20 protein-coding genes are annotated in these 23253 nt (G+C 72.2%); 10 read left to right on the top strand and 10 right to left on the bottom strand.

Features of this window, described 5'->3' with window-relative positions; translation table 11 throughout:
• The first annotated feature begins 59 nt into the window (after positions 1-59).
• Entirely contained in the window at positions 60-800 is a 741-nt protein-coding gene (locus ABIC52_RS12515; RefSeq protein WP_354027479.1) for an SDR family oxidoreductase, read from the top strand.
• A 76-nt stretch (positions 801-876) separates the two neighbouring features.
• Here ABIC52_RS12515 and ABIC52_RS12510 read toward each other — a convergent pair whose 3' ends face one another.
• From ABIC52_RS12510 to rsmI, 5 genes are all read right to left on the bottom strand, one after another.
• Positions 877-1488, bottom strand: coding sequence for a hypothetical protein (locus ABIC52_RS12510; RefSeq protein WP_209679207.1), 612 nt, complete (start codon positions 1486-1488; stop codon positions 877-879).
• A 311-nt stretch (positions 1489-1799) separates the two neighbouring features.
• A complete protein-coding gene (rsmA, locus tag ABIC52_RS12505; RefSeq protein WP_126891577.1) occupies positions 1800-2648 on the bottom strand; it encodes a 16S rRNA (adenine(1518)-N(6)/adenine(1519)-N(6))-dimethyltransferase RsmA in 849 nt (282 codons plus the stop codon).
• A gap of 2 nt (positions 2649-2650) precedes the next feature.
• Positions 2651-3589, bottom strand: a complete 939-nt coding sequence (locus ABIC52_RS12500; protein WP_354027478.1) for a TatD family hydrolase — start codon at positions 3587-3589, stop codon at positions 2651-2653.
• Positions 3586-5166 (bottom strand): methionine--tRNA ligase, encoded by a 1581-nt coding sequence (metG, locus tag ABIC52_RS12495; RefSeq protein ID WP_209679210.1) that lies wholly within the window; start codon positions 5164-5166, stop codon positions 3586-3588. The genes ABIC52_RS12500 and metG overlap by 4 nt, the downstream gene beginning before the upstream one ends.
• A gap of 120 nt (positions 5167-5286) precedes the next feature.
• Complete coding sequence (gene rsmI, locus ABIC52_RS12490; protein ID WP_126891579.1) at positions 5287-6108, bottom strand: 16S rRNA (cytidine(1402)-2'-O)-methyltransferase; 822 nt, start codon at positions 6106-6108, stop codon at positions 5287-5289.
• A 53-nt stretch (positions 6109-6161) separates the two neighbouring features.
• Between rsmI and ABIC52_RS12485 the strand changes: the two genes are divergently transcribed.
• Positions 6162-7793, top strand: coding sequence for a dolichyl-phosphate-mannose--protein mannosyltransferase (locus ABIC52_RS12485; RefSeq protein WP_126891580.1), 1632 nt, complete (start codon positions 6162-6164; stop codon positions 7791-7793).
• 21 nt (positions 7794-7814) lie between these two features.
• Here ABIC52_RS12485 and ABIC52_RS12480 read toward each other — a convergent pair whose 3' ends face one another.
• Positions 7815-8474 (bottom strand): TetR/AcrR family transcriptional regulator, encoded by a 660-nt coding sequence (locus ABIC52_RS12480; RefSeq protein ID WP_354027477.1) that lies wholly within the window; start codon positions 8472-8474, stop codon positions 7815-7817.
• 162 nt (positions 8475-8636) lie between these two features.
• Between ABIC52_RS12480 and ABIC52_RS12475 the strand changes: the two genes are divergently transcribed.
• The 6 genes from ABIC52_RS12475 (at position 8637) to hrpA (ending at position 18813) form a co-directional block, all read left to right on the top strand.
• Positions 8637-10202 (top strand): MFS transporter, encoded by a 1566-nt coding sequence (locus tag ABIC52_RS12475; RefSeq protein WP_354027476.1) that lies wholly within the window; start codon positions 8637-8639, stop codon positions 10200-10202.
• Positions 10203-10440: 238 nt separating this feature from the next.
• Positions 10441-11301 (top strand): sulfurtransferase, encoded by an 861-nt coding sequence (locus ABIC52_RS12470; RefSeq protein ID WP_209679222.1) that lies wholly within the window; start codon positions 10441-10443, stop codon positions 11299-11301.
• A gap of 64 nt (positions 11302-11365) precedes the next feature.
• Complete coding sequence (locus tag ABIC52_RS12465; protein WP_354027475.1) at positions 11366-12433, top strand: NAD-dependent epimerase/dehydratase family protein; 1068 nt, start codon at positions 11366-11368, stop codon at positions 12431-12433.
• A 4-nt stretch (positions 12434-12437) separates the two neighbouring features.
• Entirely contained in the window at positions 12438-12968 is a 531-nt protein-coding gene (locus ABIC52_RS12460; protein ID WP_126891585.1) for a P-loop NTPase family protein, read from the top strand.
• A gap of 118 nt (positions 12969-13086) precedes the next feature.
• Positions 13087-14916, top strand: a complete 1830-nt coding sequence (locus ABIC52_RS12455; protein ID WP_354027474.1) for a thioredoxin domain-containing protein — start codon at positions 13087-13089, stop codon at positions 14914-14916.
• 36 nt (positions 14917-14952) lie between these two features.
• Complete coding sequence (hrpA, locus tag ABIC52_RS12450) at positions 14953-18813, top strand: ATP-dependent RNA helicase HrpA (protein ID WP_354027473.1); 3861 nt, start codon at positions 14953-14955, stop codon at positions 18811-18813.
• Positions 18814-18819: 6 nt separating this feature from the next.
• Here hrpA and ABIC52_RS12445 read toward each other — a convergent pair whose 3' ends face one another.
• Entirely contained in the window at positions 18820-19413 is a 594-nt protein-coding gene (locus tag ABIC52_RS12445) for a YbaK/EbsC family protein (protein ID WP_126891684.1), read from the bottom strand.
• 35 nt (positions 19414-19448) lie between these two features.
• Positions 19449-19637, bottom strand: a complete 189-nt coding sequence (locus tag ABIC52_RS12440; RefSeq protein ID WP_126891683.1) for a hypothetical protein — start codon at positions 19635-19637, stop codon at positions 19449-19451.
• 141 nt (positions 19638-19778) lie between these two features.
• Between ABIC52_RS12440 and ABIC52_RS12435 the strand changes: the two genes are divergently transcribed.
• Both ABIC52_RS12435 and ABIC52_RS12430 read left to right on the top strand, forming a co-directional pair.
• Positions 19779-20429 (top strand): CatA-like O-acetyltransferase, encoded by a 651-nt coding sequence (locus ABIC52_RS12435; RefSeq protein ID WP_354027472.1) that lies wholly within the window; start codon positions 19779-19781, stop codon positions 20427-20429.
• A gap of 80 nt (positions 20430-20509) precedes the next feature.
• Positions 20510-20983 (top strand): nucleoside deaminase, encoded by a 474-nt coding sequence (locus ABIC52_RS12430; RefSeq protein ID WP_354027471.1) that lies wholly within the window; start codon positions 20510-20512, stop codon positions 20981-20983.
• 95 nt (positions 20984-21078) lie between these two features.
• On the opposite strand, the gene ABIC52_RS12425 is transcribed toward ABIC52_RS12430, so the two are convergent.
• The gene (locus ABIC52_RS12425; protein WP_354027470.1) at positions 21079-21816 is read right to left on the bottom strand and encodes a response regulator; all 738 of its coding nucleotides are present in this window, start codon (positions 21814-21816) and stop codon (positions 21079-21081) included.
• The gene (locus tag ABIC52_RS12420; protein ID WP_354027469.1) at positions 21813-23090 is read right to left on the bottom strand and encodes an ATP-binding protein; all 1278 of its coding nucleotides are present in this window, start codon (positions 23088-23090) and stop codon (positions 21813-21815) included. Before ABIC52_RS12420 ends, ABIC52_RS12425 begins: the two co-directional genes overlap by 4 nt.
• Positions 23091-23253 lie beyond the last annotated feature (163 nt).

The following is a 23253-nucleotide window of genomic DNA, read 5'->3' as shown; positions in this document are numbered from 1 at the left end:
CCGGTCCCCCGATGCACGCGCCCTGGAGGCGACCCGCCCGCAGGAGCATCGTGGTCGGCATGGACACCACGAACAGCACCGTCTTCATCTCCGGCGGGACCTCGGGCCTCGGGCTCGCCCTCGCGCAGCGCCTGCAGGCCGCCGGCAGCACCGTCGTGATCGGCGGTCGACGCCAGGACCGCCTGGACGCCCTCGCCGCCGAGCACGGCTTCGGCACGGTCGTGATCGACGTCGCCGACGCGGACTCGATCGCCGGCGCCGCAGCGGACGTGATCACCCGCCACCCGTCGCTCGACACCGTCGTCACGATGTCGGGCATCATGCGGAACGAGGACCTCCGCGATCCCGGGCACATCGACGACGCGCTCGAGACCGTCCAGACGAACCTGGTCGGCACGATCCGCCTGATCGACGCGTTCCTGCCGCACCTGCTCGCCCGACCGGCGGCGACGCTGATCACGGTGTCGTCCGGTCTCGCCTTCGTACCGCTCACCGCGACCCCGACCTACAGCGCCACGAAGGCGGCCGTGCACTCCTACACGCAGGCGCTCCGGCAGCAGCTCGTCGGCAGCTCGGTGGAGGTGCTGGAGCTCGCGCCGCCGGCCGTGCAGACGGACCTGATGGGCGGGGCGGACTTCGGTGGGATGCCCCTCGACGAGTTCACCGACGAGGTGATGGGCCTGCTCGAGTCCGGCGCTGCGCCCGAGATCCTCGTGCAGAACGTGCAGCCGCTGCGCTGGGCGGAGCGCGACGGGACGCACCAGCAGCTCCTCGAGGCGATGGCGGGTCGCGGCCACTGAGCCGCGGGCCGCGGCCCGCGGCCCGCGGCCGGGAGCGTGTCGGATGGAGGAGATCCTCCATCCCCTCGACTCGCGGTCAGTCGCGATGCGCACCCTTCTCCGTCGACATCTGTTCGCGCAGGATGGCATCTGCAACCCGACCAGGTACGAAGATCGGGAGCGTTGCCGACGCGACCGCTGCGAAGGCCGGATCCGTGGTCACCAGTCCATCGGCCTCCGTGACCTTCGCCAGGCTGACCGATGCTGCGCGCGCGGCGTCGATGTCGTGCGCGGCCATGACGGCCCACGTTCCCTCGATCACCTCCGGGATCTCGCAGTACATGGCTTCGGTCGAGGCGACCAGTGTCCGCCAGCGGTCGAACACGTCCTCGGGAGTCGGAGGCAGGAGTGCGAGGCCGCCACGACCGAGCGGGCGACTGCCAGATGCATCCGGGCGCTCCACGGCTCGGAGCGCCCGAGCGAGATCGTGCAGTTGGAGCTCGGTCAGATCGGTGAAGAAGAGGACCGTCCCGGCGTCGGTCAGCCGCTCCAGGTACGCGCTGCACTCCCGGTGATCGGCGTCCTGCTGATCCAGGCAACTCGCGACGAAGCTGATGTCGACGGCAAAGCTCTGCGGGAGTACGCGGCCCCGGCCGAATGCCTGCAGGCCAGCTTCAGCTTCGGACCCATCAAGATCGTCCACCCCCACCGATCAGACGGTCCTGCTGTCGGCCGAGGATGGGTGCGTCGGTCGTTCGCGAGGCGGGTTCATCGCTTCGTGCAATCGAGCCAAGCGTTCCTGCAGCGTTCCCACCAAGGGCGTCCTGCGCAGGACCAGCGGCTCGCCCGGGGCTCGCCTGCGCGCGGTCACCGGGAAGGGTGGAACATCCGACGAGCTCCAGGATTCGCGCGTTGTCCGTTCGTGCTGTTCGTGCATGATCGCCTCGTTTCCCTCTTGTGGAGACGACCGTAGATCGCGGCGTACCGCGACACCGAACACTTCGTATTTCGCAAGCGCCGTCAGCCGGCGGCGAGGACCGTCCGCCCGAGCTGCACGAAGTCGGCCGGCGACAGCGCCTCGCCCCGTGCTGTCGGGTCGAGGCCCGCAGCGATCAGCAGCTCCGACGCACGAGCGCTGGAGCCGAGCACTCCGGACAGGCTCTGCCGGAGCATCTTGCGGCGCTGCTGGAACGCCCCGTCGACGAGGGCGAAGACCTGCGCCCGCAGCGTCTCGTCCCCCGGGCGCTCACGACGGTCGAACCCGACGAGCACGCTGTCGACGTTCGGCACCGGCCAGAAGACCTGGCGGCTGATCTGCCCGGCCGTCGACCATGACCCGTACCACGCTGCCTTGACGCTGGGCGCGCCGTAGACCTTGCTGCCGGGCTCCGCTGCGATGCGGTAGCCGACCTCGGCCTGCACCATCACGAGCACCCGCTCGATCGTCGGGAAGGTCGCGAGCAGGTGCAGCAGCACGGGGACGGAGACGTTGTACGGCAGGTTCGCGACGACGTGCGTCGGTGCCTCCGGCAGTTCGTCGGCGGTCACGGCGAGGGCGTCCTGGTGGACGACCTGCAAGCGCGCGTCGGGCTGCATGAGCGAGACGGTCGTCGGGAGCTGCGCCGCGAGCCGCCCGTCGATCTCCACCGCGGTGACCGATGCGCCGGTCTCGGTCAGGCCGAGGGTCAGCGACCCCAGGCCCGGTCCGATCTCGAGCACGCGCGAGTCCGGCGTGACCCGACCGGCCGTCACGATGCGGCGCACGGTGTTGGCGTCGTGCACGAAGTTCTGGCCGAGCTTCTTCGTCGGGGTGACGTCGAGCTTGGCAGCGAGGTCCCGGATCTCCGCCGGGCCGAGCAGCGTGCCCACGGCTACTGGTCCACCGTGACGGGCTCGGCGTCCCACGCCCCGTACACGAGCTCGGTCGTCGAGGCGATCTGCGCCGCGAGCATCGACGGATCGGTGCCGAGGGTCTCGGCCATCGACCGAAGCGTGAGCGGGATGAGGTACGGGGCGTTCGGCCGACCACGGTACGGCGTCGGCGTCAGGAAGGGCGCGTCGGTCTCGATCATGACCAGGTGGCGCGGCGCGACCTCGAGCGCGTCACGGAGCGACTGCGCGTTCTTGAAGGTGACGTTGCCGGCGAACGACATGTACCAGCCGCGCTCGGCGCAGAGCCGGGCGAGGTCCGGACCGCCGGAGAAGCAGTGGAAGACGGTCTTCTCGGGAGCGCCGACGCGGTCGAGCACCTCGACCACGGCGTCGTGCGCGTCGCGGTCGTGGATCGTCAGCGCGAGGTCGTGCTCCTTCGCGATCCGGATGTGCTCCTCGAACGAGCGGACCTGCGCCGCACGGCCGTCCTCGCCGGTCCGGAAGAAGTCGAGACCGGTCTCGCCGATCGCCCGGACCCGGGGCAGCGCCGCGAGCCGTTCGATGCCGGCGAGGTGCTCGTCGAGCAGCCCCTGCTCGTCGAGCACGGGTGCCTCGTTCGGGTGCAGCGCGACGGCAGCCAGCACACGGGGCTCCCGCGCGGCGATCTGCGCCGACCACTCCGACGTCGCCAGGTCGGTGCCGACCTGCACGACGCCGCGGACCCCGACGCTCGACGCGCGGTCGAGGTGCTCGCGGTAGTCGAGCGGACCGTCGCCGCCCTCGCCGACGCCGTCGGCGATCTCCATGTGCGTGTGGTTGTCGTACACCGGGACGACGAGCGCCTGCGGCAGCGGTGGGTAGCTCAGGTCGCGCTTCGAGCCGCCGGACGACCCCTCGCCCCGAGCCCGGACGTGCGAGCCGTCGGCCGCGTCGGTCACGCTGCGCCCTGCTCGGGCTGCTGCTCGATGCGCGGGAACAGGCCGGACTCGAGGGGCACGACGGTCTCGGCGCCCTGCCACTCCCAGGCACGGTCGACGCGCTGCTCGGTCACGGAGCCGCCGGCGCCGATCGACGCCCAGAGCTTCTCGGTCGCCTTCGGCATCACCGGGGAGACCAGGACGTTCACGGTGCCGAGGCCACGCAGCGCGGTCGCGAGGACGGTGCCGAGGCGCTCGCGCTTCGTCTCGTCCTTCGCCAGCGCCCACGGCTCCTGCTCGGTGATGTACCCGTTCAGGGCGTCGACGAGCTCCCACACGGCGGCGATCGCCTCGTGTGGCGCGAATCCCTCGACCGCGGCGTCGGCACGCTCGGTGACGGACACCGCGAGCGCGTCGATCGCCTCGTCCGACGGGGTCAGCTCGCCGCGCGACGGGACGGCACCGTCGAAGTACTTCTGCAGCATGGCGACGAGGCGCGAGGCCAGGTTGCCGAAGCCGTTCGCGAGGTCGGCCGAGTACCGGGCGGAGATGTCCTCCCAGCTGAAGTTGCCGTCCTGCCCGAAGGTGATCGCGCGGAGGAAGTAGTAGCGGAACGCGTCCGAGCCGAAGGTGTCGGTGATCTCCGACGGCGCGATGCCGGTCAGCTTCGACTTGGACATCTTCTCGCCGCCGACGAGCAGCCAGCCGTGCCCGAAGACGCGCTCCGGTACCGGGAGCCCGGCCGCCATGAGCATGGCCGGCCAGATCACGGCGTGGAAGCGGGCGATGTCCTTGCCCACGATGTGCACGCTCGGCCAGAGGCGACGGAAGGCCTCGTCGTCGTCCGACCCGTAGCCCAGTGCGGTGACGTAGTTGAGCAGCGCGTCGAACCACACGTAGAGCACGTGGTCGTGGTCCCAGGGGATCTGGATGCCCCAGTCGAAGCTCGAGCGGGAGATCGACAGGTCGCGGAGGCCCTGCTTCACGAACGAGACGATCTCGTTGCGGACGCTCTCGGGCTGGATGAACTGCGGGTTCGACTCGTACAGGTCGAGCAGACGCTGCTCGAAGTCGCTCATGCGGAAGAAGTAGTTGCGCTCGGACAGCACCTCGACCGGGATCGAGTGGATCGCGCAGACCTGCTGGCCCTCGTACGCACCGGTGCCGGGCACGAGGTCGCTCGGCTGCTTGTACTCCTCGCACCCGACGCAGTAGAAGCCCTCGAACTCACCGGCGTAGATGTAGCCGTCGTCGTACAGCTTCTGCAGGAACGCCGTCACGCCCCGCTCGTGGCGCTCGTCGGTGGTGCGGATGAAGTCGTCGTTCGCGACGTCGACCGTGTCGAGCAGCGGCTTCCACGCGTCGGTGACGAGCCGGTCGGCCCACTCCTTCGGGGAGACGTCGTTCGCGCTGGCGGTGCGCAGGATCTTCTGGCCGTGCTCGTCGGTGCCCGTGAGCAGCCAGGTGTCGTCGCCCCGCTGCCGGTGCCAACGCGCCATGAAGTCCGCGGCGACCTCGGTGTAGGCGTGCCCGATGTGGGGCACGTCGTTCACGTAGAAGATCGGCGTGGTGATGCTGAACGAGGACCCGTCGGACATGCGGACCATCCTACGGGCGGGCCGGAGCCGCGTGACGCGCCCCGCGCGCCGCCTGTGGAGAACCGGACGGGAGGCGCGTGGCGAGCCCGCCCCGTGCCTCCAGACCGACGGTGGTCGGCCCTACCGCGCGGCCAGCGCGCCCTCGTACAGGTCGCGCTTCGACAGCCCGGTCGCGTCCGCGACCGCCGCGGCGGCCTCCTTCATGCGGGACCCGGCTGCGACCCGCTCGAGCACGAGCCGCACACCGTCCTCGATGCTCGTCACGTCGAGCGCACCGGTCGACCCCTCGACGACCACGCAGATCTCCCCGCGCACCCCGTCGGCAGCCCACGCGGCGAGCGCGGCGAGCGAGTCGCGGCGGACCTCCTCGTGCAGCTTCGTGAGCTCGCGGCACACGACCGCGCGGCGGTCGTCGCCGAAGCCCGAGGCCATGTCGGCGAGCGTGTCGGCGAGCCGGTGCGGTGACTCGAAGAACACCATCGTCCGCTGCTCACCGGCCAGGGACGCGAACAGGCGACGGCGCTCCCCCGCCTTGCGGGTCGGGAAGCCCTCGAAGCTGAAGCGGTCGGTCGGCAGGCCGGACACGGCGAGCGCCATGAGCACCGCGGACGGGCCGGGCAGGGCGGTGACGGTGACCCCGGCGGCCGCCGCGGCCTCCACCAGGGGGAAGCCGGGGTCGCTGATCGCGGGCATGCCCGCATCGGTGAGGACCACCACGTCCTCGTCGCGGGCGAGCTCGACCACCTCGGAGGCCTTCGCGCGCTCGTTGTGCTCGTGGAGGGCGATGAGGCGGGGGCGGTTCTCGATGCCGAGCGCGCGCATCAGGTGGATCGCGGTCCGGGTGTCCTCGGCGGCCACCACGCTCGCGTTCGACAGGGTCTCGACGAGTCGGCGCGACGCGTCGCCGAGGTTGCCGATGGGCGTTGCTGCGAGGACGATCACCTCCCCATTCTGGTGCCAGGTCCGCCGTGGCGGCGATCCGTAGGATGCAGGCGATGACCAGCGAGCTGACCGACGACCGCACCGCCCTCGTCGACGGACCGGCCGGCTCCCGCCTCGACGACTGGTGGGGTCGGGTCCTGTCGACGTCGCAGCGCGTCGCGATCTGGCGGTGGACGGGTCCGATCGCGGTGACCCTGCTGGCGGCCGTGCTCCGGCTGGTCGGACTCGGTCACCCGCACTCGCTGGTGTTCGACGAGACGTACTACGTCAAGGACGGCTGGTCGATCGTGCACCTCGGGTACGAGGGCACCTGGCCGGGGAACTCCTCCGACGACGGCGCCCCGACGACCGACCAACGCTTCGCCGACGGCGAGACCGACCTGTACTCGAGGGCGGCGGAGTTCATCGCGCACCCGCCGCTCGGGAAGTACCTGATCGGCCTCGGCATGCTGCTGTTCGGCGCCGACAGCTCGTTCGGGTGGCGGTTCACGGTCGCCGTGCTCGGCACCGCGACCGTGTTCCTGACCGCGGTCATCGCGCGCTCGCTGTTCCGCTCGACGGCGATCGGGACGCTCGCCGGGTTCCTGCTCGCGATCGACGGGCAGGCGATCGTGCTGTCGCGCGTGACGCTGCTCGACGGCATCCTGACGTTCTTCGTCGTGCTCGGAGCGGGAGCGCTGCTGCTCGACCGGAGGTGGACGCAGCGGCGGCTCGACGACTGGGTCAGGCGCCGTGCGGACGACGGACGCGACACGCTCTGGGGGCCGGTGCTGGTCTGGCGGCCGTGGCTCGTCGCGATGGGCGTCGCGCTCGGTCTGGCGTCCGCGACGAAGTGGTCCGGCCTGTACTTCCTGGCGTTCTTCGCGCTGTACTCCGTGCTGAGCGACATGATGATGCGTCGCCGCGCGGGTGTGGCGTTCTGGTCGTCGAGCGCCTTCCTGCAGCAGGCGCCGGTGACGTTCCTGCTCACGGTGCCGATCGCCGCCGTGACCTACCTGGCGTCGTGGACCGGGTGGTTCCGGACGTCCGGCGGATGGGACCGGGACTGGATCGCATCCGGCGGGGAGCGGTGGACGGGCCTGCTCGCGTGGGTGCCGGACTCGTTGCAGAACTGGTGGCACTACCAGTCGGAGATCTACGGCTTCAACATCGGCCTGCACACCCCGCACTCGTATCAGGCGAACCCGCTGCTCTGGCTCGTGATGCAGCGGCCCACGTCGATGTACTACGTCGGGACGAACCGCGGCCAGGACGGCTGCTGGGCGGACCGCTGCGGCGAGGCGATCACCGGCATCGCGAACCCGTTCGTCTGGTACGCCTCGGTGGTCGCGGCGGTAGCGCTGCTCGTGCTCTTCGTGCTGCGTCGACGCTGGGAGTACGGCTTCGTGCTGATCGGTGTGGCGGGCGGGTACCTGCCGTGGCTGCTGTACACCGACCGCACGGTGTTCCAGTTCTACACGGTGGCGTTCGAACCGTTCCTCGTCATCGCCCTGGCCGCGGCGATCGGGCTCGTCGCCGGGTCACGGACCGATCCGCGGCCGCGACGGACGCGCGCGCTGGTGTGGGTCGGGGTGTACCTCGGCGTGGTCGTGCTGGCGTCGGCGTACTGGTACCCGATGTGGACCGGGCTGCAGGTGCCGTGGGACTTCGTCCGGTCGCACTACTGGCTGCCGAGCTGGCTGTAGCGGTCGAGGCGCCGGCGACCGTCAGGGCTGGCCGTGCAGGGCGCGTTCGATGGCGGCGCGGTCGAGCGGCGCACCGACCATCGGATCGGTGGTGCCGCCGGGCAGGACGCCCTCGAGCACGACCTCGGCGTAGCGGCGCCAGGCGTCCGGGTCGTGGGCGCGGGTCGAGTCCGCGACGGCGCCGACCATCGTGGTGAGCATCGGGAGGTCGGCGTAGCTGAACCCGGCCCGCACCACCCCGGCGACGGTGGCACGCTCGATGATCGTCGCGACCTGGCGTTCGAGCCGGTCCCGCTCGTGCACGATCGACGGCCGCGCCTTCCCCGCGCGGACGATGGCGTCGGCGAGGGCTCGGTCGCGCGCGCGGAACTCGAAGACGCCCATCAGGTAGATGCGCAGCGCCTCACGCGGATCGGACTCCTGCGCGGCGCGGGCGGCGGCGGCGTTCATCGCCTCGAACTTGGTGGCGAGGAGCGCCTCGATCAGGGCGTCCTTGTCGGTGAACCGGCGGTAGACCGTCCCGACCCCGACGCCGGCCTCGTGCGCGATGTCGTTGAGCGTGACCGACAACCCGCGCTCGGCGAAGCACCTGCGAGCGGTCTGCAGGATCAACTCGCGGTTGCGCGCGGCATCGGCGCGCAGGGGGCGCTCGAGGTCGTGCGCGGTGTCGGTGGTGCTCACGAGGTCGACCGTAGTTGAAGATTCTGGGAACAAACGGATGCACCGACTCCGTTTCGGTCTACACTCGACACAAACGGATGCACCACATCCGGTTCCACCTCCTCGCGAAGCGCTCGACGGCGCGTGCTCCGCCACCTCCACCCTTCCCAGAAGGAGGCTGCCGTGACGGCAGAACAGACCGTGCCGACCCGGACCGGGTCCGCACACACGACGACCGGCCACGCTGCCGGCACCACGCCCGGCTCCGGCTCCGGCCGGGCCGAGCACCGCTGGATCGCGCTGGCGGTCATCGCCCTCGCCCAGCTCATGGTCGTGCTGGACGCGACCATCGTGAACATCGCCCTCCCGTCGGCGCAGGCCGACCTCGGCTTCGGCACCGACCAGCGCCAGTGGATCGTCACCGCCTACTCGCTGGCGTTCGGCTCCCTGCTCCTGCTCGGCGGTCGCCTCGGAGACCTGTTCGGCCGGAAGACCACCTTCATCGTCGGCCTGGTCGGGTTCGCCCTGGCCTCGGTGCTCGGCGGCCTCGCGGACTCGTTCGGCCTGCTCGTCGCCGCCCGCGCACTGCAGGGTGTGTTCGGCGCCCTGCTCGCCCCGTCGGCGCTCGGCATGCTCACCACGACCTTCCGTGACCCGAAGGAACGCGGCCGGGCCTTCGGCATCTTCGGGTCGATCGCCGGCTCGGGTGCGGCGATCGGCCTGCTGCTCGGCGGTGTGCTCACCGAGTACGCGTCCTGGCGCTGGTGCCTCTACGTGAACGTCGTGTTCGCGGTGCTCGGTGTCATCGGTGCACTCGTCTTCATGGCGAAGCCGCCGAAGGTCGAGCGTCCGCGCATCGACGTCGCCGGGGTCCTGACGATCACCGCGGGCCTGGTCGGCATCGTCTACGGGTTCTCGAACGCCGAGTCGAACGGCTGGGACGCCCCGCTGACGATCGTCATGCTCGCCGCGGGGGTCCTGCTCGTCGCCGCGTTCGTCCTGATCGAGACCCGGGTCGCACACCCGCTCCTGCCGCTCCGCGTCGTCCTCGACCGCGACCGCGGCGGCGCGTTCATCGCCATCGGCCTGGTCGCCATCGGCATGTTCGGCATCTTCCTGTTCCTGACGTACTACCTCGAGCAGACGCTCGGCTTCAGCTCGCTGCAGACCGGGCTGGCGTTCCTCCCGATGCCGCTGTCGATCATGATCTCGGCGACGCAGATCGGTGGGCGCCTCCTCCCCCGCGTGGGTCCGAAGATCCTGATCTTCGCCGGCGGGCTGGTCGCGGCGACCGGGCTGCTGCTCCTGCTCCGCACCGAGGTCGACAGCACCTACGCGGGGACCGTCCTGCCGGCGCTGATCGTCATCGGTCTCGGCATGGGCACGATCTTCTCGTCCGCGATGAACACCGCGACGACCGGGGTCGCCCGGGCCGATGCCGGCGTGGCCTCGGCGACGGTGAACACCATGCAGCAGATCGGCGGCTCGATCGGCACGGCCCTGCTCTCGACGATCTTCGCCGACGTCGTGAAGGACAGCCTGTCAGGCCTCTCGGCAGCGCCGACGAAGCTGCAGCAGGCTCAGGCCGTGATCGACGGGTACCACGTGGCCTTCGGCATCTCGGCCGGAGTGCTCGTGCTCGTCGCCCTCGCCGGCGGGCTGCTCATCAACCGGCAGTCGGTGCGGCTCGCGAAGCTCGCGCACGCGTCGGCCGCCACGACGGGCAGCATCCCGGCCGCGGCGCACTAGGCAGCTGCGGCGGACCCCGCTGCTGCCGCTGCCCGGGCCGCCACGGTCGCTCCGCTCTGCGACATCCCACGCGTCGATCGACGCGTGGGATGTCGTGTCCCCGGCCCGGCCGAACGAACGGGCAACGTCCGCCCGTCCGGTGCGAGCGGATTCGGCATCCAGGCGTCAGGGACACTGGCGTTGCGCAGTGTGTCGGACATCCGAGGCCTCGTCGGAGGGCCGCGTTACGGTGGGCGCCATGGCCCCCGTCCTGACCTCGCCGCTCGTGTCGACGCAGTGGCTCGCCGACCACATCGGTGCCGACGAACTCGTCGTCCTCGACGCGTCGGTGCACACGACGGGGGTCGGCACGGCGATGCAGTGGCAGGCCGCCCGCGACGCGTACGAGCAGCACGGGCACGTCCCCGGGGCCCGGTACGCCGACCTCGTCGACGACTTCTCCTCGCCGGACGCCGACGTGCCCTTCACCCGGCCGAGTGCCGAGCGCTTCGAGTCCGCCGCGCGTGGTCTCGGCGTCACCAACGGCTCGACCGTGGTCGTGTACGACGACAGCGTCGGCGAGTGGGCCGCGCGGCTCTGGTGGATCTTCCGCGCGTTCGGCTTCGACGACGTCGCGGTGCTCGACGGCGGCTTCGCCAAGTGGCGCGACGAGGGACGACCGGTCCGGGTCGGACCGCTCCGTGGCGAGGTCCGCCCGTCGTCCGCCGAGTCGTTCCTCGCCGGTGAGGAGCGTCCGGTGTGGGCCGACCACGACCGTGTCCTGCGCGCCGTCCGTGGTGAGGAGCCGGCGGCCGTCGTCCTGGCGGCCCCTCCGTCGGCCCTGGGCACGGACCACCCCGGCGTGGTGCCCGGCAGCACGGCGATCACGACGGACGACGTGGTCGACCCCGAGACGAACACCCTCCGCCGCGGCCCGGCCCTCGCCGAGGTCTTCGCACGGGTGCTCGACGCCGACGAGATCGTGACGTACTGCGGCGTCGGCAGCGCGGCGTGCGTGGACGCGCTCGCCCTGACGGTGCTCGGGCACGACCACGTGAAGGTCTACGACGGGTCCCTCGCCGAGTGGTGGCGCCTCGAACCGGAGCTGGTCGCGTCCTGAGGCCTCGGCGTCGACCACGCCGACCACGCCGTCCGTACCGTCCCCGCGGCACTAGCGTTGGCGCATGAGCACCAGACGCGCGGTCGTCCTCGGCGGTACCGGCGGGACCGGGTCGGCGGTGGTCCGTGACCTCCTCGACGTCTCCGGCCGCGGCGGCGACGACTGGCAGGTCGACGTCCTGGCCCGACGCGGCGGTCCCGCAGCCGGTGCGTTGACCGCAGCCGGTGCCTCCTTCGTGTCCGGTGACCGCCGCGACACGAGCGTGCTCCGCGATCTCCTCCGCCCGGGTGCCGACCTGCTCGTGGACACCGTGGGCGTGACCCGGGACGACGCCCTGCAGCTGCGGCCGTTCCTCGACGACGTCGGCTCGACGGTGTTCGTGTCGTCGAAGGCGGTCTACGTCGACGACCAGGGGCGGCACGCGAACTCGGTCGACAAGCCGGTGTTCGGCGGCGCGGTGACCGAGCTCCAGCCGACCGTCGTCGCGGACGACGGCGACCCGACCGCGCGCGACGGGTACGCGGCCGCGAAGGTCGCCGCCGAACAGGTCCTGCTCGACCACGGTGCCCCCGTCACCGTGCTCCGTCCCTCGAAGGTGTACGGCGTCGGCACCGGCCGCCCGCGGGAGTGGTTCGTGGTGCGCCGCGCACTCGACGGCCGGGAGCGCATCCTGCTCGCCGACCACGGACGGGGCGTCGACCACACGACGGCGGCGAGCGGGATCGCGTCCCTCGTGCGTCTGGTCGCCGACGCTCCGGACCGCCGCATCCTCAACGTGGCCGACGAGACCGCGCCCGACGTCCTCGAGATCGTGCGCACCCTGGCCGGGCTCGTCGACCACCGGTTCGACGAGGTCCTGCTCGACCAGGACGCCCCCGCCTTCGTCGGGACGACCCCGTGGAGCGCACCGTCGCCGTTCGTCCTCGACACGACGGCGGCTCGCGCGCTCGGGTGGCAGCCCCCGCGGTACGCCGACGCCGTCCGGCCCGAGGTCGACTGGCTGCTCGAGACCGCACACGCCGTGCCGGCCGGCGGTGACGTCCCCTGGGCGCAGGACCCGTTCTGGGACCGCATGTTCGACTACGGCCCGGAGGACGCCGCCCTCGTGCTGCTCTCGCTCGGCAGGGGCTGAACCGGTGCCACGCTCGGAGGTCCTGTTCGTCGGCGGGCGTTCGGGCGTCGGCAAGTCGACCGCGGCCGAGGCGCTCCACGACCTGCTGGCGGCAGCCGACGTCCCGCACGCGGTCATCGAGGGCGACCTCCTGGACCTCGCGCACCCGGCTCCGCACGTGGCGCACCCCACCGTCCGGCTCGCCGAACGGAACCTGCGCGCGATGTGGGCGGAGTACCGCGAACTCGGGCACCACCGGCTCGTCTTCACGAACACCGTGTCCGTGCTCGAGCACGAACGGCTCGCCGCCGCGATGGGTGACGACCCGGTCGTCACCGCGGTCCTGCTCCGCGCCTCTGACGCCACCACCACCGGTCGACTGGCCCGGCGAGCGGGCGGCACGGTCCCGCAGGCGCAGCTCGCCCACAGCGCGGCGACGGCCGGGAGGCTCGACTCGGCCGTCGCGGACACGGTCGCGCGGGTGGACACCGACGGCAGGTCCCCGCTCGAGATCGCACGACAGCTCGCGTCGCTCACGGGCTGGCTGCCCGGCTGACCGCCGGCCCGGGCACCGTGGCCCTGACTCCGCGGCTTGCGCCTGTGGACGAGCACGAGCTGTCCACCGATCGCCGGATCGTCACCACCGCCCAGCCCCCACGGGGCACGCTGGAGGAATGAAGGACAACCGGCTCGGAACCGCGGTCAGCCCGTACCTGCGCCTGCACGCCGACAACCCGGTGGACTGGCGCGAGTGGGGACCCGCGGCATTCGCCGAGGCGCGGGAGCGCGACGTGCCCGTGCTCGTCTCGGTCGGGTACGCCACGTGCCACTGGTGTCACGTCATGGCGCGCGAGAGCTTCTCCGACCCGGAGATCGGCGAGCTGCTCCGTCGGGACTTCGTCGCCGTGAAGGTCGACCGAGAAGAGCGTCCCGACGTGGACGCCAGCCTCATGGCCTCGGCGAGCGCGTTCACGCAGCAGCTCGGGTGGCCGCTGACGGCGTTCGCGACGCCCGAGGGGCGGGTGTTCTTCGCGGGGACCTACTACCCCCCGACCCAGGTCGGCCAGGTCGGCTCGTTCCGCCAGGTCCTGGCGGCGGTGCTCGACGCGTGGACCCAGCGACGGCACGAGGTGGACGCGAACGCCGGCGCGATCGCCGCGGCGATCGCCCAGGGGGCGCAGGCGGACGCCACCGCGCAGGGTGGTGCGCCGTCCGGCGGGGCTGCACCGGGCCTCCCGTCCGCCGACGCGATCCGCTCGGTGACCGCGCAGCTCGTCTCGGCGGAGGACACCACGTACGGGGGCTTCGGCGGTGCGCCGAAGTTCCCGAGCGCGCCGCTCCTCGAGTTCCTCGGCGAGGTCGCGGCCGACGGCGACGACGTCGCACGAGGGCTGCTCGAGCGGAGCCTCCGGGCGATCCGGACGACCGAGCTGACCGACGCCGACGGCGGTGTGTTCCGGTACGCGACCAAGCGCGACTGGAGCGTGCCGCACTACGAACGGATGCTGTACGACAACGCGGGACTGCTCGCGGTCGCCGAAGCCGGGCAGGCACGGGGCATCGCGGACTTCCTCCGGGACACGCTGCGGCGACCCGACGGTGCGTTCGTCGCGGCGCAGGACAGCGAGTCGACCATCGACGGACGACGTGTGGAGGGCGACTGGTACCGCCTGCCGCTCGACGAGCGCGGGCGGTTCGATCGGCCACCGCTCGACGACCAGGTGCTGACCGGCTGGAACGGACTCGCCGTCCGGGGGCTCGCCCGTGCTGCGGCGCGGCACGGCGACGACGAGATGACGACGCTCGCGCGGAGTGCTGCCGACGCGGTCCTCGCCGCCCACGTGCGGGACGGACACGTCGTCGTCCGCTCGAGCACCGCCCACGGCTCGTCGTCTGCGCCGCCCACGATCGAGGACGTCGGCCTGCTCGCCGAAGGGCTGCTCGAACTCGCGCTCCTGACCGGCGAGGTCCGGTACGCCGAGACGGCACGCTCGCTCGTCGACGACGGTCTCGCCGGACGGTTCGACGCCGATCCGGTCCTGCGTGCGGCCGGGACGGCGACGGGCGAGCAGCCGCAGACGGCGCTGCGCTCCGGCACGGTCGCGCTGGCGGGGGCGGCCGCGACGCTGGCCGCGCTCACCGGCGATCGAGCACTCCGGGACGCCGCGACCCGGCTCGTCGCCGACCGCGCACAGACCGGGACGGAGCGGCCGCTCGGCCACGCGGACGCCCTCGGGGTCGCGCTCGCACTGCAGCGCCCGTCGCGTGAGGTCGTCGTCGTGTCCGAGGCCGACGACCCGATGCGACGGACCGCCCTCGCTGCCCGCCGACCGGGGACCGTCGTGGCGACGGTGACCCCGGAGCAGGCGCTGGCGTGGGCCGGTGCCGGGTTCTCCCTGTTCGCGGGGCGGGACGGCTCGGCGCCGGTCGCGTACGTCTGCCACGACCACGTCTGCGCGCTGCCGGCCCGGAGCGACGCCGCTCTCGCCGAACAGCTGCGCTGACGGCTGCCCCCGCCGGACCGCTATCCTGGAATGCTCATGTCTGCCACGCCCGTCATCACGTACCCGCCCGAACTGCCGGTGTCGCAGCGGCGGGACGACATCGCCGCCGCGATCCGTGACCACCAGGTCGTCATCGTCGCCGGCGCCACCGGTTCGGGCAAGACGACGCAGCTGCCGAAGATCTGCCTCGAACTCGGCCGCGAGTCCATCGGGCACACCCAGCCCCGTCGGATCGCCGCCCGCACGATCGCCGAGCGCGTGTCCGAGGAGCTCGGCGGCGAACTCGGTGACCTCGTCGGCTACCAGGTGCGCTTCACCGACAAGGTGTCGAGCAACACCCGGATCAAGCTCATGACCGACGGGATCCTGCTCAACGAGATCCACTTCGACCGTGACCTGAAGCGCTACGACACGATCATCATCGACGAGGCGCACGAACGCTCCCTGACGATCGACTTCCTGCTCGGGTACCTCAAGCGGCTGCTGCCCCGGCGACCCGACCTCAAGGTGATCATCACGAGTGCGACGATCGACCCGGAGTCGTTCTCGCAGCACTTCGGCGGCGCCCCGATCATCGAGGTGTCCGGCCGCACCTACCCGGTCGAGATCCGCTACCGCCCGCTCGTCGCCGACGACGCCGCCGATGCGGACGACGGCGACGACACCGACCCGCGGACCGACGACAGCGGCAGCCGCGGCGGTGGGAGCGCAGACGACCGCGACGTGCTCCAGGGCATCACCGACGCACTCGACGAGCTGGCGCGCGAGGACCCGGGCGATGTGCTCGTGTTCCTGTCCGGCGAGAACGAGATCCGCGACGCGCAGGAGGCGATCGAAGGCAAGCGCTACCCGGGCACCGAGGTCCTGCCGCTCTACGGCCGACTGTCCGCCGCCGACCAGCACCGCGTGTTCGAGCGTCGGACCACCCCGGGCATCAGACGGCGCGTCGTCCTCGCCACCAACGTGGCGGAGACCTCCCTGACCGTTCCGGGCATCAAGTACGTGGTCGACACCGGCACCGCCCGCATCTCGCGGTACTCCCCGCGGGCGAAGGTGCAGCGGCTGCCGATCGAGGCGATCAGCCAGGCGAGCGCGAACCAGCGATCCGGGCGTGCGGGTCGCACGAGCGCGGGCATCGCGGTCCGCCTCTACTCGGAGGACGACTTCGCGCGCCGCCCGGAGTTCACCGATCCCGAGATCCTCCGCACGAACCTCGCCGCGGTCATCCTGCAGATGATCTCCCTCGGCTTCGGCGACATCGAACGGTTCCCGTTCCTGCAGCCGCCGGACTCCCGGGGTGTGAAGGACGGCCTCGACCTGCTGCGGGAGCTCCGCGCGGTCGACGCCGACGGCCGGATCACGAAGCCGGGTCGACAGCTCACACGGCTGCCGATCGACCCGAGGCTCGGCCGGATGGTGCTCGAGGCCGGCCGTCAGGGCGTCGGGCGCGAGGTCATCGCGATCGTCAGCGCCCTGAGCATCCAGGACCCGCGCGAACGACCGCTCGAGAAGCGTGCTCATGCCGACCAGCTGCACGCCCGGTTCGCCGATCCGACGAGCGACTTCCTCACCCTGCTCAACCTCTGGAACCACATCGAGGACAAGCAGGAGGAGCTGTCGTCGAGTGCGTTCCGCCGCCTGTGCAAGGCCGAGTTCCTGAACTACCTGCGCATCCGCGAGTGGCAGGACCTGTACCGGCAGCTGTCCCGCGCCGCGAAGCAGGTCGACGTCCGCGTCGGGCAGTCGCGCTCCGAGGACGGCGACGCCGTGCACCGGTCCCTGCTCGCCGGGCTCCTGAGCCAGATCGGTCTGCGCGACAAGGAGAAGCGCGACTACCTCGGTGCGCGCAACGTCCGGTTCGTGGTGTTCCCGGGCAGCGTCCTGGCGAAGAAGCAGCCCGACGCGGTGATGGCCGCCGAACTCGTGGAGACGAGCCGGCTCTTCGCCCGCACCGTCGGCCGGATCGACCCGGCGTGGGTCGAGCCGCTCGCCGGTGACCTGCTCAAGCGCACCTACGGCGAGCCGCACTGGGAGAAGAAGCAGGGCGCGGTCGTGGCGTACGAGCGCGTGACGCTGTTCGGTGTCCCGATCGTGCAGCGCCGCCGCGTGCAGTACGGGCGCGTCGACCCCGAGCACTCGCGCGAGCTGTTCATCCGGCACGCCCTGGTCGAGGGCGAGTGGGACGCGCAGCAGGCCTTCGACCGGGCGAACCGGAAGCTCCGCCGCGAGCTCGAGCAGCTCGAGGAGCGCACCCGCCGTCGCGACATCCTGTTCGACGACGAGCGTGTGTACGAGTTCTACAACGCCCGGATCCCCGCGGACGTCGCCACCACGCGCGACTTCGAGGGGTGGTGGCGGACCACCCGTCGCGAGCAGCCGGACCTGCTCACGATGCGCCGGCAGGACCTGCTCGACGAGGACGCCGCCGAGGCAGCCCAGGACGAGCAGGAGTACCCGACGCAGTGGCGCTCCGGCGACCAGCGCCTGGCGATCAAGTACCGCTTCGAACCCGGCGCGCAGGACGACGGCGTCAGCGTGCAGGTGCCGCTGGCACTGCTCCCCCGCATGCGCGAGGAGGGCTTCGACTGGCAGGTCCGCGGCCTGCGCAAGGAGCTCGTCACCGCCCTGATCAAGTCGCTGCCGAAGCAGATCCGGAAGAACGTCGTCCCGGCCGCGGACTGGGCCGAGAAGATCGTCGCCGAACTGCCCGACGACGCTCCGACCGAGCCGACCGAGTCGTTCCGTGCGACCCTCGCGGCGGCGATCCAACGGATGACGTACGTGCCGGTGACCGAGGCCGACTTCGACCTCTCCCGGGTGCCCGCGCACCTGCTGCCCACCTGGGCGGTGGTCGACGAGCGCGGCCGTCGGGTCGAGTCCGGCAAGGACCTCGCGGCCCTGCAGACGAAGCTGAAGGACCGGACCCAGCAGAGCGTCGCCTCCGCCACGGCGAAGGCGGCGGCACGGCCGGGAGGCGCGGCGCGCGTCGCCGGGGCGTCCTCCGGCACGCAGGTGGAACGGTCCGGCCTCACCACCTGGCCGTCCGACGACCTGCCCCAGGTCCTCGACACGAAGCAGGCCGGTGGCGTGATCCGGGCGTACCCGTCCCTGGTCGAGGAGGGCGAGGGCCCGAAGGCCACCGTCGGCGTCCGGCTCCTGGCGACCCCCGGCGACCGCGCGGTGAGCATGCCGGCCGGCGTCCGTCGGCTCGTCATGCACGCCGTGCCCTCGCCGGTGTCGTACGTGCAGTCGCACCTCACCGCGCAGGAGAAGCTCGCCCTGGCCGCCAGCCCGTACCCGTCGACCGCGGCACTGTTCGACGACGTGCTGGCCGCCGTCGTGGACGCCGGCATCCGACGCGCGCACCCCGACGGACTGGTCTTCACGAAGGTCGACTTCGAGGCGGTCCGCGATGCGGTCTCCGCCACCGTCGTCGACACGATGTTCACCGCTGTGTCCGAGGTCGCCGCCGTGCTCACCGCGCAGCGGGCTGCCGACAAGGCGATGAAGCAGGCGAACTCGATGGCGCTGCTGCCCGCACTCACGGACATGCGGCAGCAGGTGGAGCGCCTGGTGTTCCCGGGTTTCGTCGCCGTCGCCGGGCTCGACCGACTGCGCCGCATCCGGGTGTACCTGCAGGGGGTCGACGCCCGCGTGCAGAAGCTGCTGCAGAACCCGGGGCGCGATGCGACGTGGATGCGCGAGGTCACGGTTGCGACCGACCGCTACACGGACGCCGGTGGGACCTTCCCGCCGTCGGTCGGGGCGCACCCCGAGCTCGTGCACGCCAGGTGGATGCTCGAGGAGTTCCGCCTGAGCCTGTTCGCCCAGGAGCTCGGGACCGCCGAGACGGTGTCGTTGCAGCGGATCACGAAGACCCTGACCGCCGCTCGCTGACGCGGCTCAGCCGAGGTCGGCGGCTCCGGTGGCTCCGGTGGCCGGATCCTCCTCGACGGAGGGGCCCTCAACCGCCAGCCCCTCGACGACGGTGACGTTCGGCAGCGCTGCCAGGGTGCGTCCGGGCAGGAACACCTTCGCCCCGCGGAGCCCTGCGCCGACGACGACCTCGGGAGCCTCGAGCACCCGGGCGTCGACGTACACCGGCCAGTCCGCGGGCAGCCCGATCGGGGTGATCCCGCCGTACTCCATCCCGGTCAGCTCGACCGCCTGGTCCATCGGCGCGAAGCTGGCCTTGCGGACGTCGAGCAGCTTCTTGACGACCCGGTTCACGTCGAGCTTCGTCGACGCGAGCACCACGCACGCCGCGTACCGGACCTCGTCGCCGCGCTTCCCCACGACGACGATGCAGTTCGCACCGCCCTCCAGCGGGTACCCGTACGCCTCGGAGAACGCCGCGGTGTCGGCGAGGGCCGGGTCGATGGGCGCCGCCTGGATCGTCGACAGCAGGTCACTCGGCAGTGCGACGAGCGCCTGGGCGACGGGGATGGCGAGGAACCCGGTGGCGACGAGGGCAGGGGAACGGTCGAGCGTCGGCATGCCCCGAGCCTAGGGAGGAGCCGGCGGACGGGCGGTCAGGCGCGCTCGTGGATCGACCGCGCTCCCGGCACGGGCGGCGCCGGGTCGTCCGAGGCCTCGGGGTCGTCCGCACGCGCCCACTTCACGGTCCACCGGACCAGCGGCTGCACGCGGTCGCACGCCGCGGTGACGTCGTCGAGCGAGCTCTCCAGCGGCAGGTGCACGAGCGCCGCGTAGTGCTGCATCCGGAGCAGGTCGATCCGCGGGTGGTCGGCGTCGTACCCGCCCGAGGCGGTCTTCAGCGGCGGTCCGGCGTCGAGGGCATGCGCCAGTGAACCGCCGTCCCGTGCACGCGCGTCGGGAGTCCGGGGGACGAGACTGACCGGGTGGACCGACTGCGACCGATCGACCTCGACCAGTGGCCCCGCGCCGAGCACTTCGCGCACTACCGGCGCGAGCCCTGTGCGTGGGAGATGACCGTCGACGTCGACGTCACCTCCTTCGTCGACGCTGCTCGGGCCGCCGGGGCGAAGACGTACCCGTCACAGATCTGGGTGCTCGCGACGGTCGTGAACCGGCACGACGAGTTCCGGATGCAGCTCACCGAGGACGGCCAGCCCGCGGTGTGGGACGTGGTGCACCCGACCTTCACGGTCTTCCACCCCGACACCGAGACCTTCTCGGTGCTCGTCGTCGAGTACGACCCGGACGCACGGGCCTTCCACGACGCCGTGGTCGCCACGACCGAGCGGTACCGCGACGACCACCGCATGTTCCCGCAGGGCACCGGACGCACCGACCTCCTCGACGTCTCGACGCTCCCGCGCACGTCGTTCACCGGCTTCGCACTGCACCTCACCGGTGCCGAGGACCACCTGGCACCCGTGATCACGCTCGGGCGCTACAGGCAGGTGGACGGGCGGACGCTCATGCCCATGGCGCTGCGGATCAACCACGCGGCGGTGGACGGCTTCCACGCGTCGCGCTTCGTCACCGAGGTCGAGGAACTGTTCGCCGACCCGTCCTGGCTCGGCTGACCGCCGAGCCCGGCTCCGGCCTGGCTCAGCTGACCGGTTCGTCCCCCGGGCACACACCGACCGGGAGCACCGTGGCCGGCATGCACGACGACGAACTCACCGCCCTCGCGGTCTCCCGCGCCCTCGACAACGTCCACGACGGCGGCAAGCCCTTCGCCTGCCTGGTCGTCCGCGACGGCGAGGTCGTGGTCGAGGCCGTCAACCACGTCGCCCAGACCGGCGACCCGACCGCGCACGCCGAGATCCGTGCGATCCGGGCCGCCGCCGAGCAGGGCATCACCGACCTGACCGGGTACGAGGTGTTCGTCACCGCGTACCCGTGCCCGATGTGCCTCGGCGCGCTGTACTACGCCCAGCCCGACCGCGTGGTGTTCGCCGCGACGCGGGAGCAGGAGGGCGAGCACTACGAGGACGGCAACCGCCTGATGACGCTCGCCACCTTCTACGACGAGTACGCGAAGCCGGTCGAGGAGCGCGCCCTGCCGTCCGAGCAGGGCCGTGTCGAGGACCCGACGGCCCCGTTCCGCGAGTGGAGCGCCCGCCACCCGTCCTGACCCGACGCCACCGCTCGCCTGGCGTGACCACGGGACGGACGGGAGGCTCGTGGCCGTGTCCGCCACGCGCCTCCCGTCCGCGCCGGGGCCGCGTCTCAGGGCGCCGGCGTCAGCCGGTAGAGCACCTGCGGGCGGCCTCGACGGCCGTACCGGTGCGCGAGGTCGATGGCACCCGTCGCGACGAGGTGGTCGAGGTAGCGCCGAGCGGTGGCGCGTGAGGTGCCGGTGGCTGCGGCGACCTCGTCGGCCGAGCGGGCGACGACCGGGTCGAGGGCCGCGACGACGCGGCCGAGCGTGGTGGCGCTGACGCCCTTCGGCAGAACGCCCTCGGGTGCGCCGGCCGGCGCGCCGGCCGGGCCGACCACGCGCACCGAGCCCGTGGCGAGCAGCCGGTCGACGTCGCCCTGCCCCATCGGGACGTCGCGGTGCGCGTCCTCTCGGGACCGGCGCTCGGCGGCGTAGGCGCGCAGCCGGTCCTGCAGCGCCTCGCGGTCGAACGGCTTGAGCAGGTACCCGACCGGGTGCGCGGCGAGCGCCTGCCGCACGGTGACCTGGTCGCGCGACGAGCTGACGACCAGCACGTCGGTGCGGTCGACGCCGGCGACGTGCATGCGGTGCAGGACCTCGATGCCGCTGATGTCGGGCAGGCGCATGTCGAGGAGCACGAGGTCGACCCCGCGTTCGACCGAGGCCAGCGCGGCCCCGCCGGACGCGACCGCCCCGACGACCGCGAACCCCTCGGTCGCGGCGACCCACCGGGTGTGGAGTGCGCGGGCGCCCGCGTCGTCGTCGACCACGAGCACCCGCAGGGGTGCGGGCCCGGACGCGGTCACGACTCCGCCGCCATCTCGACGTCGAGCCGGGCGCCGCCGAGCGCTGCCGAGCGTCCGACGAGCACCGACCCACCGCGGTCGGTGGCCGTCCGCCGGACGAGTGCCAGGCCGATGCCGCGCCCGAGTCCGGTCTCGTCGGGCTTCGACGACCACCCGCGGGTCAGCACGCGGTGCGCGTCGGCCGCGTCGATGCCGGGCCCGTCGTCCTCGACCGTGACCGTGACGCGCCCGTTCCGGGTGCCGACCGTGCAGGCCACGGTGACGGCCCCGGCCTCGGCGGCGTTGCGGCACAGGTTGGCGACGACGAGCAGCACCGCGTCGTCGAGCACGACGTCGTCGGCGACGCGCAGGTCGAGCGTGGCACCGGCCACGGCGAGCTCGGACCGCACCGCCGCGACGGACGCCGTCGCCACCGCACCCCGCCGCGGCGAGCCGACTCCACCGCCGCTGGTCAGTCCGGGCGCGACGGCGTCGATGTAAGCCATCGCGTCTTCTGCGTCCCCCTGCTCGACGAGCCCGCGCACGACGTGCAGACGGGTGCCGAACTCGTGGGCCTGCTCGCGGAGCGCCTCCGTCGTCCACCGGACCTGCCGGCTCTCGGCGTCCACCGCGTCGGCCCGGCGCAACCGGCGCGCGATCAGGAGCGACAGGAGCACGCTCGCGAGCGTCGCGGCGACGAGGGCGCCGGTGCTCCACGGCAGCAGGGTGCCGAGGGCCCGCTCCCGGTCGGCCGCGATGGTCGACTCGAGCACGCCGACCGCGACGACGCCGACGACCTCGCCCTCCTCGTCGCGGATCGGCACCTTGGCGCGGAGCGTCGTACCGGAGGGGCCGGTCTCGGTCCCGACGAACCGCTCACCACGGAGCACGGGTGCGATCGTCGTCTCCACGGGCTCGCCGCGTTCCACGGGGTCGGGGTGGGTGATGCGGACGCCCTCGTCGTCGGTGACCACGACGTAGGAGACACCGGAGGCGCCCTCGACGAGCGTCGCGATGGGCTGCAGCGCCGCGGTGGCCGATGCGAGGTCGTCGGCGTCGGCGAGCGCCCCTGGTGCTCCACGGTCGACGGCGGACGACACCGCGTCACGCACCTCGGGCAGGTCGGCCAGGCTCGAGGCGACACCGGACACCTGGTCGACCACGGACGTGCGGATGGCGCGCTCCTGCACCACGGCCGCGACCCCGGTCGTGACACCCGTCGCCGTGAGCACGATGACGCTCGGGAGCGCGAGGACCGCGATCCGCCGCAGCCGCCCGAGACGTGCCCTGGTCACCGTGGCGTCCTCCTCCGGCCGCGACGCCGTGAGCGTCAATGAGCACATCTCCGCCGCCGGCAGCTCGTCCGGTCGGCGGCTGCCATCGTACTTCTCGACCTGCGGCACGACGACGTGCGCAGGAGGGAGCCATCCATGACAGAGCAGTCAGTGCCAGAGCGGT

The sequence above is a fragment of the Curtobacterium oceanosedimentum genome (genome assembly GCF_040545555.1).
Lineage (GTDB): Bacteria > Actinomycetota > Actinomycetes > Actinomycetales > Microbacteriaceae > Curtobacterium.
This window is presented reverse-complemented; position numbering and strand designations above follow the sequence as displayed.